This is a genomic window from Aeromonas sp. R2-1, assembly GCF_040908425.1.
In the GTDB taxonomy this organism is placed as follows: Bacteria; Pseudomonadota; Gammaproteobacteria; order Enterobacterales; family Aeromonadaceae; genus Aeromonas; species Aeromonas caviae.
The window spans coordinates 1-14,005 of the sequence record NZ_JBFODR010000001.1 but is presented as its reverse complement, the minus strand read 5'-3'; the positions used below and the strand labels follow the sequence as shown (position 1 = coordinate 14,005).

Here is a 14,005-nt window from a genome sequence, read left to right as displayed (position 1 = left end):
AACTCGGAGCGGACGTGCATTGGTTGATGCGGTCTGCTGGCTCAGCTTTGCAGCAGCTGGCTGCGGATAAACTGCCACTGATCTTCAAACCCGGCAGTGGGCTTGATTTTGAACTCCGAGCGGACGAACTGGCTGATGCGGCCCTCGGTATAGGCCAGCAGCAGGTTGGCCAGCATGGTCTCGTCGAGCTGGAAGCCCTGGCCTTCCCGCAGCCGTTTCTCGCGCAGTACCTGCTTGATCTGGGTCTCCAGCTTGTCGAACAGGATGCTGATGCGATCCCGCAGCCGATCGTGTTCGCCCAGCAGGGCATCGCCATTGAGAATGCGGGTGATGCCGGGGTTGCGCTCGGCGAACACCAGCAGCAGCTGCAGTATGTGATGGCAGCGGGCCATGGTGTCCTTCTCTTCGGCCATGATCAGGTTGACCCGTGACAGCAGGGAATCCTCGATAAAGTCGATCAGCCCCTCGAACATCCTCGCCTTGCTGGGAAAATGCCGGTAGAGGGCCGCCTCGGACACGCCCACCTCGGCCGCGAGGCGTGCCGTGGTGATGCGCTGGCCCGGGCTGGTTTCCAGCATGTGGGCGAGTGCCTGCAGGATCTGATCGCGCCGACTCTGTTTCTGGTTACTGCTTGCCATGGATTCCCCTAAAAAAACAATGGCTTGATTCTATTATTTGGCACGTGCCCCAGGGGGCCGTGTGGTCTTGTTATTGGCGACCAGAAGAACCAAACCCGCCTTCACCCCGTTCACTCTGATTGAATTCGTCGACCAACTGGAAGCTGGCCTGTACCACTGGCAGGATCACCAGCTGGGCGATGCGCTCGCCAGGCTGCATGGTGAAGCTGTCGTTGCCACGGTTCCAGACCGAGACCATCAACTGACCCTGGTAGTCGGAGTCGATGAGGCCGACCAGGTTGCCCAGTACGATGCCGTGCTTATGGCCGAGGCCGGAGCGGGGCAGGATGGTGGCGCACAGACCCGGATCCTGGATGTGAATGGCCAGCCCGGTCGGCACCAGCGTGGTGTCGCCAGGGGCCAGGGTCAGCGGGGCATCCAGCAGGGCGCGCAAGTCCATGCCAGCGGAGCCCGGTGTGGCGTAAGCGGGCAGCGGGAAGTCGGTGCCGATGCGGGCATCCAGGATTTTCAGTTCAATTTGTGTCGTCATGAATCTTTTTCAATTGGATCGCCTGGCGATCGGGTGGTACTGCAGGAGCCTGGGGCTCCCGCCATGTTCAATGGGCTCAGGGTCGATAATGGCGTGCAATCAGGGCGACAAGATGACGGGCGAGCGTCAGCTTATCGGCCAGGGGCAGGGCGGCTTGACCCCCTTGCCAGAAGACGGTCAGGGCGTTGTCATCGGCATTGAAACCCTGGCCTGCACGGGACACATCGTTGGCTGCGATCATGTCCAGCCGCTTACGTCGAAGTTTGTCGAGGGCGTATTGTTCCACATCCACGGTTTCGGCGGCAAATCCGACGGTGAAGGGTTTGTCTGACAACGCCCCCACATCGGCGATGATGTCGGGGTTTTTGACCAGGGTCAGCTGCATCTGGTCGTTGTCGCCGGTCTTCTTGATCTTTTGCTCGGCCACCTGGGCGGGACGGTAGTCGGCGACGGCAGCGCAGCCGATAAAGAGGTCGCACTCACCGACCCGGCTCATCACCGCTTCGTGCATCTGCAGGGCACTCTCCACATCGATGCGGGTAACGCCGGCCGGGGTGGCCAGTGCCACCGGGCCGCTCACCAGGGTCACCTCCGCGCCCGCTTCGCGCGCGGCGCGGGCGATGGCGTAGCCCATCTTGCCGGAGCTGTGGTTGCTGATATAGCGCACCGGATCCAGCGCCTCGCGGGTCGGCCCGGCGGTGAGCAGCAGCCTGACGCCTGCCAGGAGCGGTTCGGCGGCGAGCTGCTGGCAGCAGCGTTCCACCAGTTCCAGGGGATCCAGCATCCGGCCCGGGCCCACGTCGCCGCAGGCCTGGCTGCCGGAATCCGGCCCCCACAGCTGAATGCCGCGCTCGGCGAGGGTCTGAAGGTTGGCCTGGGTAGCGACGTTGCGATACATCTGCTGGTTCATGGCTGGCGCCAGGGCGACAGTCGCCGGGGTGGCCAGGCAGAGGGTGGTGAGCAGCTCGTCCGCCATGCCGGCGGCCATGCGGGCCATCAGATTGGCGCTGGCGGGGGCGATCAGCACCAGATCGGCCCACTTGGCCAGCTCGATGTGGCCCATGCCCGCCTCGGCAGCCGGGTCCAGCAGACTGTCGGCCACCGGGTGGCCTGAGACGGCTTGCAGGGTCAGCGGGGTAATGAACTCCTTGGCGGAGCGGGTCATCACCACTCGCACCTCGGCCCCCTGATCTTTCAGGCGACGTACCAGTTCGGCACTCTTGTAGGCGGCGATCCCGCCACTGACACCCAACAGGATGCGTTTATCGGCCAATCTCATCTGCTGCTTCTCTTCCGGCTCACTCTGATTGGTCGGCTAAGATAGCACAGGCAATGGGTGGCGACAGAGGCTGACATGGGGGAGTTGTGGTCGGGCTCGCGGGATTCTTTGCTATGTTTTCTCTCAATAGCCATGTAGGGAGAGACAAATGAGCATCAAGGAGTGGCCGGAAGAGGAGCGCCCGAGGGAAAAGCTGCTGCGCCGAGGAGCGGCGGCGCTCTCCGATGCCGAACTGCTGGCCATCTTCCTGCGCACCGGGGTCAGTGGGTTGAGTGCGGTGGATCTCTCCCGCCAGTTGTTGCAGCAGTTTGGTTCCCTGCGGGCACTGCTGGGAGCCGAGCAGCAGGATTTTTGTGGCGCTCACGGGCTGGGACCTGCCAAGTATGTCCAGTTGCAGGCGGTGCTGGAGATGGGGCGGCGCCATCTGGCCGAACAGTTGCAACGGGGAGAGGCGCTCACCTCGCCCGGGCTAACCCGGGACTTTCTGCAAGCCCAGTTGCGGGATCGGGGGCGGGAGGTGTTCGCCCTGCTGCTGCTCGACAACCAGCACAGGGTCATCCGGTTTGTCGAACTTTTTTACGGCACCCTCGACTCGGCGAGCGTCTGGCCCAGAGAAATCGTGCAGATCGCGCTCAAACATAATGCAGCCGCCGTGATTCTGGCGCATAATCACCCGTCCGGCGTGGCCGAGCCCAGTCGGGCGGACCGCCAGATCACGGATCGGATCCTGGCCGCCCTGGCCCTGGTCGATATCAGAGTGCTTGATCACCTGGTGATCGGTGATGGCATCACGGTTTCTTTCGCAGAGCGTGGTTGGTTGTGACTGGGCTCTGGCACTGTATTAGTTGATCTTTGATCACGGATGCTGTATAAAATGCCGCCTTCTGTTTGCCCCGCAATCGAAGGCCAGCGGGGCAGATATTTGCTCGAGCAATGAAGTAAGATTTGGAGAGACTGACATGTCTAGAGTATGCCAAGTAACCGGCAAGCGCCCGGCAGTTGGTAACAACCGTTCGCACGCTAACAACGCTACCAAGCGTCGTTTCCTGCCGAACCTGCACACTCACCGTTTCTGGGTTGAGAGTGAAAAACGCTTCGTGAGCCTGCGCGTATCCGCAAAAGGCATGCGTATCATCGACAAGCGCGGCGTTGAAGTGGTTCTGGCTGAACTGCGTGCCAGCGGCGTTAAGGTATAAGGAATTAGATCATGGCTAAAGGTATTCGCGATAAGATTCGCCTGAACTCCAGCGCCGGTACTGGTCACTTCTATACCACTACCAAGAACAAGCGCACCATGCCCGAAAAAATGGAGATCAAGAAATTTGATCCCGTGATTCGTCAGCATGTGATCTACAAAGAAGGCAAAATCAAGTAATTACTTGGTTTCGCTGCAAAAACCCGGCCTCGTGCCGGGTTTTTTTATGGCTGGAATTCAGTACACTGCCGATTCGAAGGGAGGCTAGCCATGTTCAAACTGAGCCGCAAAGGCTGGAACAACGTGATCATCGTGGTCGTGTTGATCGTCATTACCCTGTTGCACCGACTGGAGCAGGCCCAGCAGGAGAACAGTGCCAAACGCGCGCGTCCGCTGTTGCCGGAGAGCGCCGTGGTGCTGACCTGGCAGGGGCCGAGCTGGCAGATAGAGCGTATCGGCCAGGGCTGGCGCAGCGCGCCGGATCTGGGGCTTGGCAGCGCCCAGCTGGCGGCCCGCATCGAGATGTGGCAAGGCTGGCTGCTGCCCCCCGGCGAGCCCGTGCGCGGCACCCCGGTGACCCTCAAGATCTGGATCGCCGGACAGAGCGATCCGGTGGAAGTCGGGCTCTATCAGGACGACGGCAAGTTTGCCGCTCTGCTGCCCTCCTCGACCTGGCTCAGCTTGAGTCAGGCGCAATACCGTGACCTGATGCGTCCCATTCCCTGAACGAGAGATCGCCCATGCCTGAATTACCGGAAGTCGAAGTCAGCCGCCAGGGCATCTCCCCCTGGCTTACCGGCATCAAGGTGACCCGCGTGGTGGTGCGGGACGGCCGCCTGCGTTGGCCCGTGCCCGGCGAGATCCAGGAGCTGGTGGATCTCGTCATCCACCGCGTCAGCCGCCGCGCCAAATACCTGTTGCTGGAGACCGACTTCGGCACCGCCATCCTGCATCTCGGGATGTCCGGCAGCCTGCGGGTGCTGGACATCGGCACCCCGGCCGAGAAGCACGATCACGTGGATATCGAGCTGGCCAACGGCAAGCTGCTGCGGCTCAACGATCCGCGCCGTTTTGGCGCCCTGCTGTGGACCCGCGAACCGGCCGAGGCCCATGCCCTGCTCGCCAAGCTGGGGCCGGAACCCCTCACCGACGCCTTCCATGCCGATTACCTGCGGGAGCGGGCGAAGGGGCGCAGCACCGCCATCAAGCAGTTCCTGATGGACAACCACGTGGTAGTCGGGGTGGGCAACATCTACGCCAACGAGGCGCTCTATGCCGCCGGCATTCATCCCAGGCGGGCGGCAGGCAACATCAGCGCCGAGCGGCTGGGCACCCTGGTGAGCGAGATCAAGCGGGTGTTGGCCGAAGCCATTCGCCAGGGGGGCACCACCCTCAAGGATTTCACCAGCGCCGACGGCAAGCCGGGCTATTTTGTCCAGCAGTTGCAGGTCTACGGCCGTGGGGGGCAGCCCTGTTTCCACTGCCACACCCTGCTCACCGAGGTGAAGATGGGCCAGCGAACCACGGTGTTCTGCTCCCACTGCCAACGCTGAAAGAGGGGTTTTTGAGCCGGGATCGGCCAAGTTGTAAGAGAGTATTTCCAGTCTGTTGATGCGGCGTCAGCCCATGACTACTATCTCGCCAGTTCAGGCTGCGAGGTAATAAAATGACAGCTAAATCAATAGACTGGGAACATTTATCCCGGCAGGGGCACTATTGTGCCCACGATATGGCCCGCTTCCTCTATCCCGAAGACAGCGCCCGCAAGACCTTCAATCGCGGCAAGTTTTTGCTGCGCAGTCTGCTCTACCGTGCGCAGTTGAACCGGGTATTCGAGCTGTTCCAGAGCGCCCCCCTGCGGGCGCTTCCCGCCCGCCACCCCGAGCTGCTCGACAAGCCGATGCGCCCCTATCGCTTCGCCTGCTCGACGGTGAACCAGCGGGTCAAGATGGTGGAGGATCACTACCGCCTGCTGCTGGGCCTGTACCCCGAGCTCATCGACCCGCTCTATCTGGGGGAGGGGATAGTGCTGGGCCATTATCCCGATGGCGGCTGGCGCATCGTGCTGCGTCACGACGGCACCTTCCGCAGGGAGGCGGAGCTGGCGCTCTCCATCGTCAACGCGCGGGGGGAGCGACTCTACAGCTGTGCCTTCTCCCTGGCGGGCAACGAACAGGAGCTGGCCCTGGTGATCGGGTCGGTGCAGGGGCCGGAGCCCTGTGTCGAGCAGCCCCAGGAGCAGGTGCGGGCATTGACCCGGGCGGGTCAGGGTCTGAGACCCAAGTCGCTGGTGGTGATGCTGGTGATGGCGCTGGCCGGGGCCATGGGGGCCCACCGGGTCTGTGCGGTGCGCATGAAGGCCCACATCTTCCAGGCAAGACGGTACAGCAAGAAGAAGAAAGCCTGCCTGCAGGCGGACTACGACGAGCTGTGGCAGGAGTTTGGCGCCCTCGATCAGGACGCCAACTTCGTGCGGCTGCAACCCGTGGTGCGCAAGCCGCTGGAGGAGATCGCCTCCAAGAAGCGGGCCATGTACCGGCGTCGCTACGAGTGGCTGGACGGGCTGGAGCGGGCGATCCGCCAGCAGTTTGCCCACAGCTAGGCGTGCAGTGCGTTGATGCAACAAGGGCTACCCGCGGGTAGCCCTTGTTCGTTTCTGCCCATCAGGGGAGGGGATTAGCGCTGCTGTCTGGCGGCAATGGCCTGAGCCACCAGGGGGTCGACGAACTGGTGGATGTCGCCACCGTGCAGCGCCACCTCCTTCACCAGGGTGGAGGAGATGAAGGAGTTCTCCTCCGCCGGGGTGAGGAAGACGCTCTCCAGGGTGGGCATCAGGCGACGGTTCATGTTGGCGAGCTGGAACTCGTATTCGAAGTCGGAGACGGCGCGCAGGCCGCGGATCAGCACGTTGGCCTGCTGCTCCCTTGCAAAATCCACCAGCAGGCCGGAGAAGCCCACCACCTTGACGTTGGGCAGGTGAGCCGTCACCTGCCGGGCCAGCTGAACGCGCTCCTCGAGATCGAACAGCGGCCGTTTGCTCGGGCTGTTGGCCACCCCGACCACCACCTCGTCGAACAGTCTGGCGGCGCGGCCAATGAGATCGGTATGGCCGTTGGTGATGGGATCGAAGGTGCCGGGATAGATTACCTTGTTGGTCATGCTGCTGATTCCTGAAACCGGAAAACTGGTCGCATTATAGGGGCTGTTGCCGGTTTGTCGCGACCGGGATGGCGCGGATTTCTGGCGCTGATCGGCGGCCGGGGTCGCACAAATCGGGGCCCCGTGGCGTCTTCGCTTGAGAATCGCCCTGCATCAGGCAAGAATACCCCCATCGCGCATCAAGCCTCCTTCGCTGGTGACAGGGAGCATAGGGATTTTTTATGAAACGTATTCTGGTAGTCCGCAATGACAAGATTGGTGACTTCATGCTGGCGTGGCCGAGCTTTGCCATGCTCAAGCGCTCCATGGAGTGTCATGTGACTGCCCTGGTTCCCGCCTACACGGCGCCGTTGGCCCGCCTCTGCCCCTGGATCGACGAGATCATCCTGGATCCGGGTGCCCGGGCCGACAAGGAGCAGCAACGCGCCCTGCTGGCGCGCATCAAGGCGGCCGCCTTCGATGCCTCCATCTGCCTCTTCTCCAACACCCGCAATGCCAAGCTGGTGTGGAAGGCGCATATTCCCTACCGGCTGGCCCCGGCCACCAAGCTGGCCCAGGTGCTCTACAACCAGCGCCTGGTGCAGCGCCGCTCCCGCTCCCAGAAGCCGGAGTACGAATACAACCTGGATCTGGTACGCCGCTTCCTCGCCGATCAGCATCAGGCCGTGGTAGAGCCACAAGGACCCTACCTCGGCTTCGACCCCGAGAGCCTGCTGCAGGTGCGCGAGCAGGTCGCCGCCCGTCTCAGGCTCGACGCCTGCCGCCCCTGGCTGATGGTGCATGCGGGCAGCGGCGGCTCGGCCAACAACCTCTCCATCGAGCAGTACTCGCGCCTCATCATCAAGCTCAACCAGGCCTGTCCCGAGTTGCAGTGCGTGCTGACGGCAGGCCCGGGGGAGGAGGGGAAGGCGGAGCAGTTGGCGGCCGAACTGCTGGCCCATGGGGGCAACGGCTGGATCTATCGCTCCGACGAGGGGCTGCCGAAGTTCTGCCAGGTGATGGCCAACGCCGCCCTGTTCGTGGCGGGCAGCACTGGGCCCCTGCACATCGCCGCGGCCATGGACGTGCCGACCGTCGGCTTCTTCCCGGCACACCGTTCGGCGACGCCGCTGCGCTGGCGGCCGCTCAATGGCGAGGGGCGCCATCTGCCCTTCAGCCCGCCGGAAGACAGCGACCACCCGGAGGACATGAGCCAGCTCGATCCCAAGGCCATGGCGGCAGAGATCGCCCGCTGGGCGCCGCCCTTCTGGCGCGCCGAGCGCTGAGAGCGCACACAGAACATACAAGACAGGGCCCCGCGGGGCCCTGTCTTGTATGGGGATGCGCCCTGCTGGTAGACCGGCCTACCGGGCGTGGTCCCCGACAGCCCCCTTGACGGGCCTGCCCGGGCCCCGGGCAGGGGAAACCTGTCGGTATAAGCCGGAGTCGGGTCATGTTGCCAATATCCATGCATTCGGCTTATAGCGGCCAGTTTTCGTCCGTGGCGCCCGGGTTTGCGCCGTGAGCGGCCCCGCGAGGGCTGCGCCCGCTCCACGGCAATAGGGTTTGCCCCTTGTCCCGCTGGAACAAGGGGTGAGTGATTAATGCGATGTTTGAGGCGCGATGCCCTATTTCGGCTGCTGGCGAACCCAGAGATCGGCGTATTTGACGAAGGTGGAGTGGGCGGAGAGGATGGCCAGCAGCAGGCCCTGCTTGCCGTCGAGGAAACCGGCCTTGAGCAGGTACATCTTGAGGAAGCAGCCGACGGCGTGGACCAGCCCCTGGCCGAGGGATCCCTTCTTGCCGCGGGCGGTGCGCTGATCGGCCCAGGCCCTGGCGTAGCCGGCGGATTTGACCAGGTAGTGTTCCAGATCCCGGTAGGTGTAGTGGAGGAGGTCGCCCTGCAGGTTGACGATCTTCATGTTGGCGCGCACCTCCACCTTCTCGTGTACCAGCGCCTCGTTGTAGCCGGTCAGCGCCTTGGGGTAGAGGCGCAGCACCCGATCCGGGTACCAGCCGCTGTGGCGGATGAAGCGGCCGAACACCCAGGAGAGGCGCGGGATGGAGTAGATGGTGTCGCTGGCCGGGTTGGCCATGACCCCCTGGATGGCTTCCCTGAGTTCGGGGGTGAGCCGCTCGTCCGCGTCCAGCCACAGCACCCACTCCGACTGGACATGGGACTGGGCGAGGCGGCGCTGACGGCCGAAACCGGGCCAGGTGGTGTTGACGAAGAAGCGGGCGCCAAATTCGGCGGCGATGGCCGGGGTGTCATCCTGACTGCCGGAGTCGAGAATGACGATTTCATCCGCCAGGCCTTCGAGGGAGGCGAGGCAGGCACGGAGGTTGTCGGCTTCGTTCTTGACGATCAGGACGGCCGCCAGGGTCGGTTTTTTCACAGGCAAGGGACTCTTGTTGGTGCCCGGCGGGCGGGTCATGCTCGGATTGGCGCCCATTCTAGCCTAAAACCCCGCGCGGGGCATGACCCGAGGGCCTGGTGGGCCCGCTTTTGAATGCGGGGGAAGGGAGATCTCTGCTACCCGGCAGTTGGTGGCCCAGGGCACGCTGTGTCCGGGTGGAAGAGGGCCTCAGGAGGGATGCGCGGGGGAGCAGATCCTGCCAGGGAGGCGTTTTGCGGGGGCAGACGGGTATCTTCTGTTATTTCTTCGGCCTTTCTTGGGGCATAATCTCGCCCAGTAACGATCAACAGCCGGGCCAGTCCCGAGAGAAGACGCGCGATGAAGATATTGGTGATCGGCCCCTCCTGGGTCGGCGACATGGTGATGTCCCAGAGCCTCTACAAGGCGCTCAAGAGCAACCACCCTGGCAGCGAGCTCCATGTGATGGCGCCGGCCTGGTGCGTGGCGCTGCTGGAGCGTATGCCCGAGGTGGACAAGGCCATCCCCATGCCGCTTGGCCACGGTGACTTCAAGCTGGGGGCGCGCCGCCGCCTCGGCAAGCAGCTGGCCGCCGAGCAGTACGATCAGGCCATCATCCAGCCCAACTCCATGAAGTCGGCCCTCATCCCCTGGTTTGCCAGGATCCCGGTGCGCACCGGCTGGAAGGGAGAGCACCGCTTCGGCCTGCTCAACGACATGCGCAGCAACAAGCAGGCCTTCCCGCTGATGGTGGAAGGCTATGTGGCTCTGGCCTATCCCAAGGGGCAGATGAAGAGTCGGGACGACATTCCCGCTATTCCCCATCCCTCCCTGCACGTGGATCTCATCAACCAGGGCAAGGCGCTGGAGCGGCTCGGCCTGAATCGTGCCCGCCCTGTGCTGGTGCTCTGTCCGGGGGCCGAGTTCGGCCCGGCCAAACGTTGGCCGGAGGGGCACTACGCCGTGGTGGCGCAAAAGCACCTCGACGAGGGATGGCAGGTATGGATCTTCGGCTCGGGCAAGGACGTGGACGTGGCCAACACCATCCGCGATCGGATCAACCCCCTGTCACGCCCCAACTGCCACGTGCTGGCGGGCAAGACCAGCCTGCACGAGGCGATCGACCTGATGGCGCTGGCCGGTCGGGTCATCGCCAACGACTCAGGCCTGATGCACGTGGCGGCCGCCCTCAACCGGCCGCTGATCGGCGTCTACGGCTCCACCTCGCCCCTCTATACCCCACCGCTGGCGGACAGGGTCGAGATCGTCCACACCGACATCGAATGCCGCCCCTGCTTCAAGCGCACCTGCAAGTTCGGCCACCTCAAGTGCCTGATCGAGCTGATGCCGGAACAGGTCATCGAGGCGGGAAATCGGCTGGAGCGTGGTGAAATGGCAGATCTGACCATAGTGCGGCAGCCGGTGGAATCCTCCGCTGCTGAACCAGGTAATAGCTAGCATGATCTACCGCTTGCTCTACAACCTGCTGATCCACCTGGGGTTGCCCCTGGCGCTGCTGGCGCTCTACAAGCCCAAAAAAGGCAAGCCCGGCTTCGGGGCGCGCTGGGCCGAGCATCTGGGACGATTGCCGCCGACCGGACAGGAGGCCCCCCTCTGGATCCATGCGGTGAGCGTGGGGGAGACCCTGGCTATCACCCCCTTCATCCGCGCCCTCAAGGCCGAGCGCCCCGAGCTGCCCATCCTGCTCACCACCACCACCCGCACCGGCGCCGAACAGGCGGCCAAGCTCGGGGATCTGGTAGTGCACCGCTATGCGCCTCTCGACTATCCCTGGGCCGTCTCGGCGTTTCTGAGCACCGTCAAGCCCCGCGCCCTCTGGGTGATGGAGACCGAGCTATGGCCGAACTGGCTGGCGGCCTGCGAGGCACGCCACCTGCCGGTGACCATCCTCAATGCCCGCCTCTCGGAGCGATCCTGTCAGCGCTATGGTCGCTTCCAGGGTGCCTTCGATGCCCTGAGCCGCCCGCTGACCCACCTGCTGTGCCAGCATCAGGACGATGCGGATCGCTTCCATCGGCTGGGGATAGGGCGCAACCGGCTGGCGGTGACCGGCTCCATCAAGTTCGACATCCAGTTTGGCGACGAGGTACAGGCCAGGGGCCGTGCCCTGCGCCAGCAACTGGGGGAGGCACGACCTGTCTGGATCGCCGCCAGTACCCACCAGGGGGAAGACGAGCAGGTGCTGGCCGCCTTCGATCGGGTGCTCAAGGCCCATCCCTCCGCCCTGCTGATCCTGGTGCCGCGCCATCCCGAGCGTTTCGATCGGGTGGCCGAGCTGTGCTCCCCCTACGGCTGCGTGCGGCGCACGGCAGGCAGTGCGGTCGGCGAGAGGGACAAGATCTACCTGGGTGACACCATGGGCGAGCTGCCGCTGATGCTGGCGGCGGCGGATCTCGCCTTTGTCGGTGGCAGCCTGGTGCCCGTGGGCGGTCACAACCTGCTGGAACCGGCGGCGCTGGGCAAACCCTGCTTGACCGGCCCCGTCTATTTCAACTTCAGCGACATCACCCGCCAGCTGGTGGCCCAGGGGGGCGCCGCCGTGGTGGCGGATGCAGAGGCGCTCGGCGACAAGGTGAACGCCTTGCTCGCCGATGTGGGCGCCCGCCGCGAGATGGGGGAGCAGGCCCGCGCCGTGGTGCTGCGCAATCAGGGGGCGCTGGCGCGCACCCTCTCCCATTGCCTCGCCAGCCTGGAAAGTGACGACTGAGGCGGGGCGGCGTGGTGGCCGCCCCGCCAGCATGTCTGCCAAACCCCGGGAGACAATCCGCGCCTCTTTCCTTTATGCTCTGCCCTTTGCCCCTGACCCTGTGATGCTCCGATGAACCGCGCTCCCCTGCTGTTGATGATACTGGTCACCCTGCTGGCCGCCGCTGGCTGGCTCTTCTCGAAAGAGGCGATTCGCGAACTGCCCACCGCCGCCTTTATCGGCAGCCGCTTCCTGCTGGCCGCCCTGCTGCTGTTGCCGCTCGCCTGGTTGCGCGAGCCGCCCCCCAGTGGCTCACAACTGCTGCGCGCCGCCGGGTGCGGCACCTTGCTCGGGGCCAGCCTGCTGTTCTGGGTTACCGCCATCAGCCAGAGCGATGCCCTCGGCAGCGGCGCCTTCATCATGAGCGTGGCCACCCTGATGGCGCCGCTCGCCGCCTGGGCCGCCTTCAAGGCCAGACCCGGCCGTCACTACTGGCTGACTCTGCCCGTGGCCGTCGCGGGTCTGCTGCTGCTCTCCAGCAGCACCCACTGGGGCGTGTCGCTCTCCCTGTTCTGGTTTCTGGCGGCGGCCGCCACCCTGGGGGTTCAGCTCGCGGTGCACCGCCACTTCGCCCAGTCCATTCCCCCTACCTGGCTCACCTGCATCCAGCTGGCGGTGACCGGACTGCTCGGCACCCTGCTCTCCCTGCTGACCGAGCAGTGGCCCGCCAGCATCGGCACTGGTATCTGGGGCTGGTTTGCGGCCAGCGTCCTGATCGCCACCACATTGCGCTACTGGCTGCTCACCCACGCCCTGAGCCGGATGACCACGGCCCACGCCGCCCTGCTGATGCTGCTCGAACCGGTCTGGACTCTTATCCTGAGCACCCTCTTCTATGACGAACCCCTGGGCCCCGCCAAGCTGGCCGGCGCCGGCCTGGTGCTGGGCGCCCTGGTGCTCTACCAGCTTCCCCTGCTGCTGCGCAGCCGAAGGCTGAAGTCACCGGTCTAGCCTGCGCGGGTGGGGGATGCATAGAAAAGAAGGAGAGGGTCTGCATGGCAGACCCTCTTTGCGTGATGGTACATGTCGGGCTCCCTTTGCTTGGGGCTGCCATCAGTCAGGCGGCTGAGCGCTGCGGGAAACGAGCATAAAAAAGCCCCCGGGTGGCGGGGGCTGGTGCATCGATGAGGGGGATCACTCGATGTTTTGGATCTGATTGCATGATGTGGCGTTAATTTTTATAAAAATCATATGTATGGTGTAATTTTTAATATTTTTTAAGAAAAAACTACCCAAAGTACTACCCAGTCGATGGTGATAGCCCCCTGTTTATGCTGAACCATCCCCACGCCGGCCAAGTAGAGGTGGGAAAAGTGGGAAACCGGGAAAAACTGTGCCTGGATGTGAGGTCGCAATGGTTGGTGCTTATGTTTTGTCTCTGGCCAGGCTTCATTTCACTTGGCTGACTACCGAGTTAAACGCTGCGCTCTGGTGCTGAGTCCATCCAGAATCGAGTCCGCAATCTGGGTGGGAAATGTATCTGGTAACTGCTGACGGACTGCCGAGATCACTTCATCCAGACTACTTGCCATTTCGTTTAGGATCATTTCCATTTGCACCTTCTCAAATCCAACCGCTTTGGCAGTCTGATAGAAATGGCGAGGAAAGATCTGCTCTATCGCATATTTTTTGCCCTTGGTCGCGGTCAGGCCCATGGCCAGCTTTGCATCGCGTGGGTGTAGACCTCGACCACCAAACGCGGGATACATGGATAGGATGTCGTAAAAAGGGGTCAGGCGAAAACGCCCTTCCGGTTCAATAAAGACCGAGAAGTTCTTGGCATGGCCATCGGTGGCAGCCAGCAGCCAGAACAGTACCTGAGATTTCATGAACAGGTAGCGATCCTGTTCTGGTGTCGCAGAGCCCAGCAAAGTTTTCATGATGTCAGTGATCCCTGGTCCTCCATGGCTCTCGTATTTCCGTGCTGACGGAACATTCAATACCTGACAGAAATCTTCTTGGGGAAGGCGCATGATCCAACTGCGATCAGCAGCGTAACGTCTGTCGAAGCGTTCCACAGCCAGTGCTTTGACCTGGCCAACCTGCATCATGAAGCAGTGAGGTACGGGTAGACCAAACTCCTT

16 protein-coding genes are annotated in these 14,005 nt (G+C 63.3%); 10 read left to right on the top strand and 6 right to left on the bottom strand.

Features of this window, described 5'->3' with window-relative positions:
• Positions 1 to 41 precede the first annotated feature (41 nt).
• The 3 genes from slmA to coaBC all read right to left on the bottom strand — a co-directional run bounded on the left by slmA (position 42) and on the right by coaBC (position 2,446).
• Complete coding sequence (gene slmA / locus AB5Y80_RS00080; protein ID WP_010676117.1) at positions 42 to 638, bottom strand: nucleoid occlusion factor SlmA; 597 nt, start codon at positions 636 to 638, stop codon at positions 42 to 44.
• A 70-nt stretch (positions 639 to 708) separates the two neighbouring features.
• Positions 709 to 1,167 carry a dUTP diphosphatase gene (gene dut, locus AB5Y80_RS00075; protein WP_010676116.1) on the bottom strand — a complete coding sequence of 153 codons (459 nt, stop codon included), beginning with the start codon at positions 1,165 to 1,167 and terminating at the stop codon, positions 709 to 711.
• Between the two features lie 76 nt (positions 1,168 to 1,243).
• A complete protein-coding gene (coaBC, locus tag AB5Y80_RS00070) occupies positions 1,244 to 2,446 on the bottom strand; it encodes a bifunctional phosphopantothenoylcysteine decarboxylase/phosphopantothenate--cysteine ligase CoaBC (protein WP_368172369.1) in 1,203 nt (400 codons plus the stop codon).
• Positions 2,447 to 2,594: 148 nt separating this feature from the next.
• On the opposite strand from coaBC, the gene radC reads away from it, so the two are divergent.
• The 6 genes from radC to AB5Y80_RS00040 all read left to right on the top strand — a co-directional run bounded on the left by radC (position 2,595) and on the right by AB5Y80_RS00040 (position 6,243).
• Positions 2,595 to 3,269, top strand: a complete 675-nt coding sequence (gene radC, locus AB5Y80_RS00065) for a DNA repair protein RadC (protein ID WP_368172368.1) — start codon at positions 2,595 to 2,597, stop codon at positions 3,267 to 3,269.
• A 136-nt stretch (positions 3,270 to 3,405) separates the two neighbouring features.
• Positions 3,406 to 3,642, top strand: a complete 237-nt coding sequence (gene rpmB / locus AB5Y80_RS00060) for a 50S ribosomal protein L28 (protein WP_005307492.1) — start codon at positions 3,406 to 3,408, stop codon at positions 3,640 to 3,642.
• Between the two features lie 11 nt (positions 3,643 to 3,653).
• Positions 3,654 to 3,821: a 50S ribosomal protein L33 gene (rpmG, locus tag AB5Y80_RS00055; protein ID WP_005323752.1), complete on the top strand. Its 168-nt coding sequence runs from the start codon at positions 3,654 to 3,656 to the stop codon at positions 3,819 to 3,821.
• A 90-nt stretch (positions 3,822 to 3,911) separates the two neighbouring features.
• A complete protein-coding gene (locus AB5Y80_RS00050) occupies positions 3,912 to 4,367 on the top strand; it encodes a hypothetical protein (RefSeq protein ID WP_042016396.1) in 456 nt (151 codons plus the stop codon).
• A 14-nt stretch (positions 4,368 to 4,381) separates the two neighbouring features.
• The gene (gene mutM / locus AB5Y80_RS00045; RefSeq protein ID WP_010676112.1) at positions 4,382 to 5,194 is read left to right on the top strand and encodes a bifunctional DNA-formamidopyrimidine glycosylase/DNA-(apurinic or apyrimidinic site) lyase; all 813 of its coding nucleotides are present in this window, start codon (positions 4,382 to 4,384) and stop codon (positions 5,192 to 5,194) included.
• A gap of 176 nt (positions 5,195 to 5,370) precedes the next feature.
• Positions 5,371 to 6,243, top strand: a complete 873-nt coding sequence (locus tag AB5Y80_RS00040) for a VirK/YbjX family protein (protein WP_128297097.1) — start codon at positions 5,371 to 5,373, stop codon at positions 6,241 to 6,243.
• Positions 6,244 to 6,317: 74 nt separating this feature from the next.
• On the opposite strand, the gene coaD is transcribed toward AB5Y80_RS00040, so the two are convergent.
• Positions 6,318 to 6,800 carry a pantetheine-phosphate adenylyltransferase gene (coaD, locus tag AB5Y80_RS00035; RefSeq protein WP_010676110.1) on the bottom strand — a complete coding sequence of 161 codons (483 nt, stop codon included), beginning with the start codon at positions 6,798 to 6,800 and terminating at the stop codon, positions 6,318 to 6,320.
• A gap of 221 nt (positions 6,801 to 7,021) precedes the next feature.
• Between coaD and AB5Y80_RS00030 the strand changes: the two genes are divergently transcribed.
• Positions 7,022 to 8,065: a glycosyltransferase family 9 protein gene (locus AB5Y80_RS00030; protein WP_042879076.1), complete on the top strand. Its 1,044-nt coding sequence runs from the start codon at positions 7,022 to 7,024 to the stop codon at positions 8,063 to 8,065.
• Between the two features lie 342 nt (positions 8,066 to 8,407).
• Here the strand turns inward: AB5Y80_RS00030 and AB5Y80_RS00025 are convergent, their stop codons facing one another.
• Positions 8,408 to 9,175 (bottom strand): glycosyltransferase family 2 protein, encoded by a 768-nt coding sequence (locus AB5Y80_RS00025; protein ID WP_368172367.1) that lies wholly within the window; start codon positions 9,173 to 9,175, stop codon positions 8,408 to 8,410.
• 339 nt (positions 9,176 to 9,514) lie between these two features.
• On the opposite strand from AB5Y80_RS00025, the gene waaF reads away from it, so the two are divergent.
• From waaF to AB5Y80_RS00010, 3 genes are all read left to right on the top strand, one after another.
• On the top strand, positions 9,515 to 10,612 hold the full coding sequence (gene waaF, locus AB5Y80_RS00020; RefSeq protein ID WP_041214219.1) for a lipopolysaccharide heptosyltransferase II: 1,098 nt from the start codon (positions 9,515 to 9,517) through the stop codon (positions 10,610 to 10,612).
• Between the two features lies 1 nt (position 10,613).
• Complete coding sequence (waaA, locus tag AB5Y80_RS00015; RefSeq protein WP_368172366.1) at positions 10,614 to 11,882, top strand: lipid IV(A) 3-deoxy-D-manno-octulosonic acid transferase; 1,269 nt, start codon at positions 10,614 to 10,616, stop codon at positions 11,880 to 11,882.
• Between the two features lie 111 nt (positions 11,883 to 11,993).
• A complete protein-coding gene (locus AB5Y80_RS00010; RefSeq protein WP_049636086.1) occupies positions 11,994 to 12,872 on the top strand; it encodes a DMT family transporter in 879 nt (292 codons plus the stop codon).
• 455 nt (positions 12,873 to 13,327) lie between these two features.
• On the opposite strand, the gene AB5Y80_RS00005 is transcribed toward AB5Y80_RS00010, so the two are convergent.
• The coding region (locus AB5Y80_RS00005; RefSeq protein ID WP_368172365.1) for a HipA domain-containing protein at positions 13,328 to 14,005 on the bottom strand (678 nt) is incomplete at its 5' end.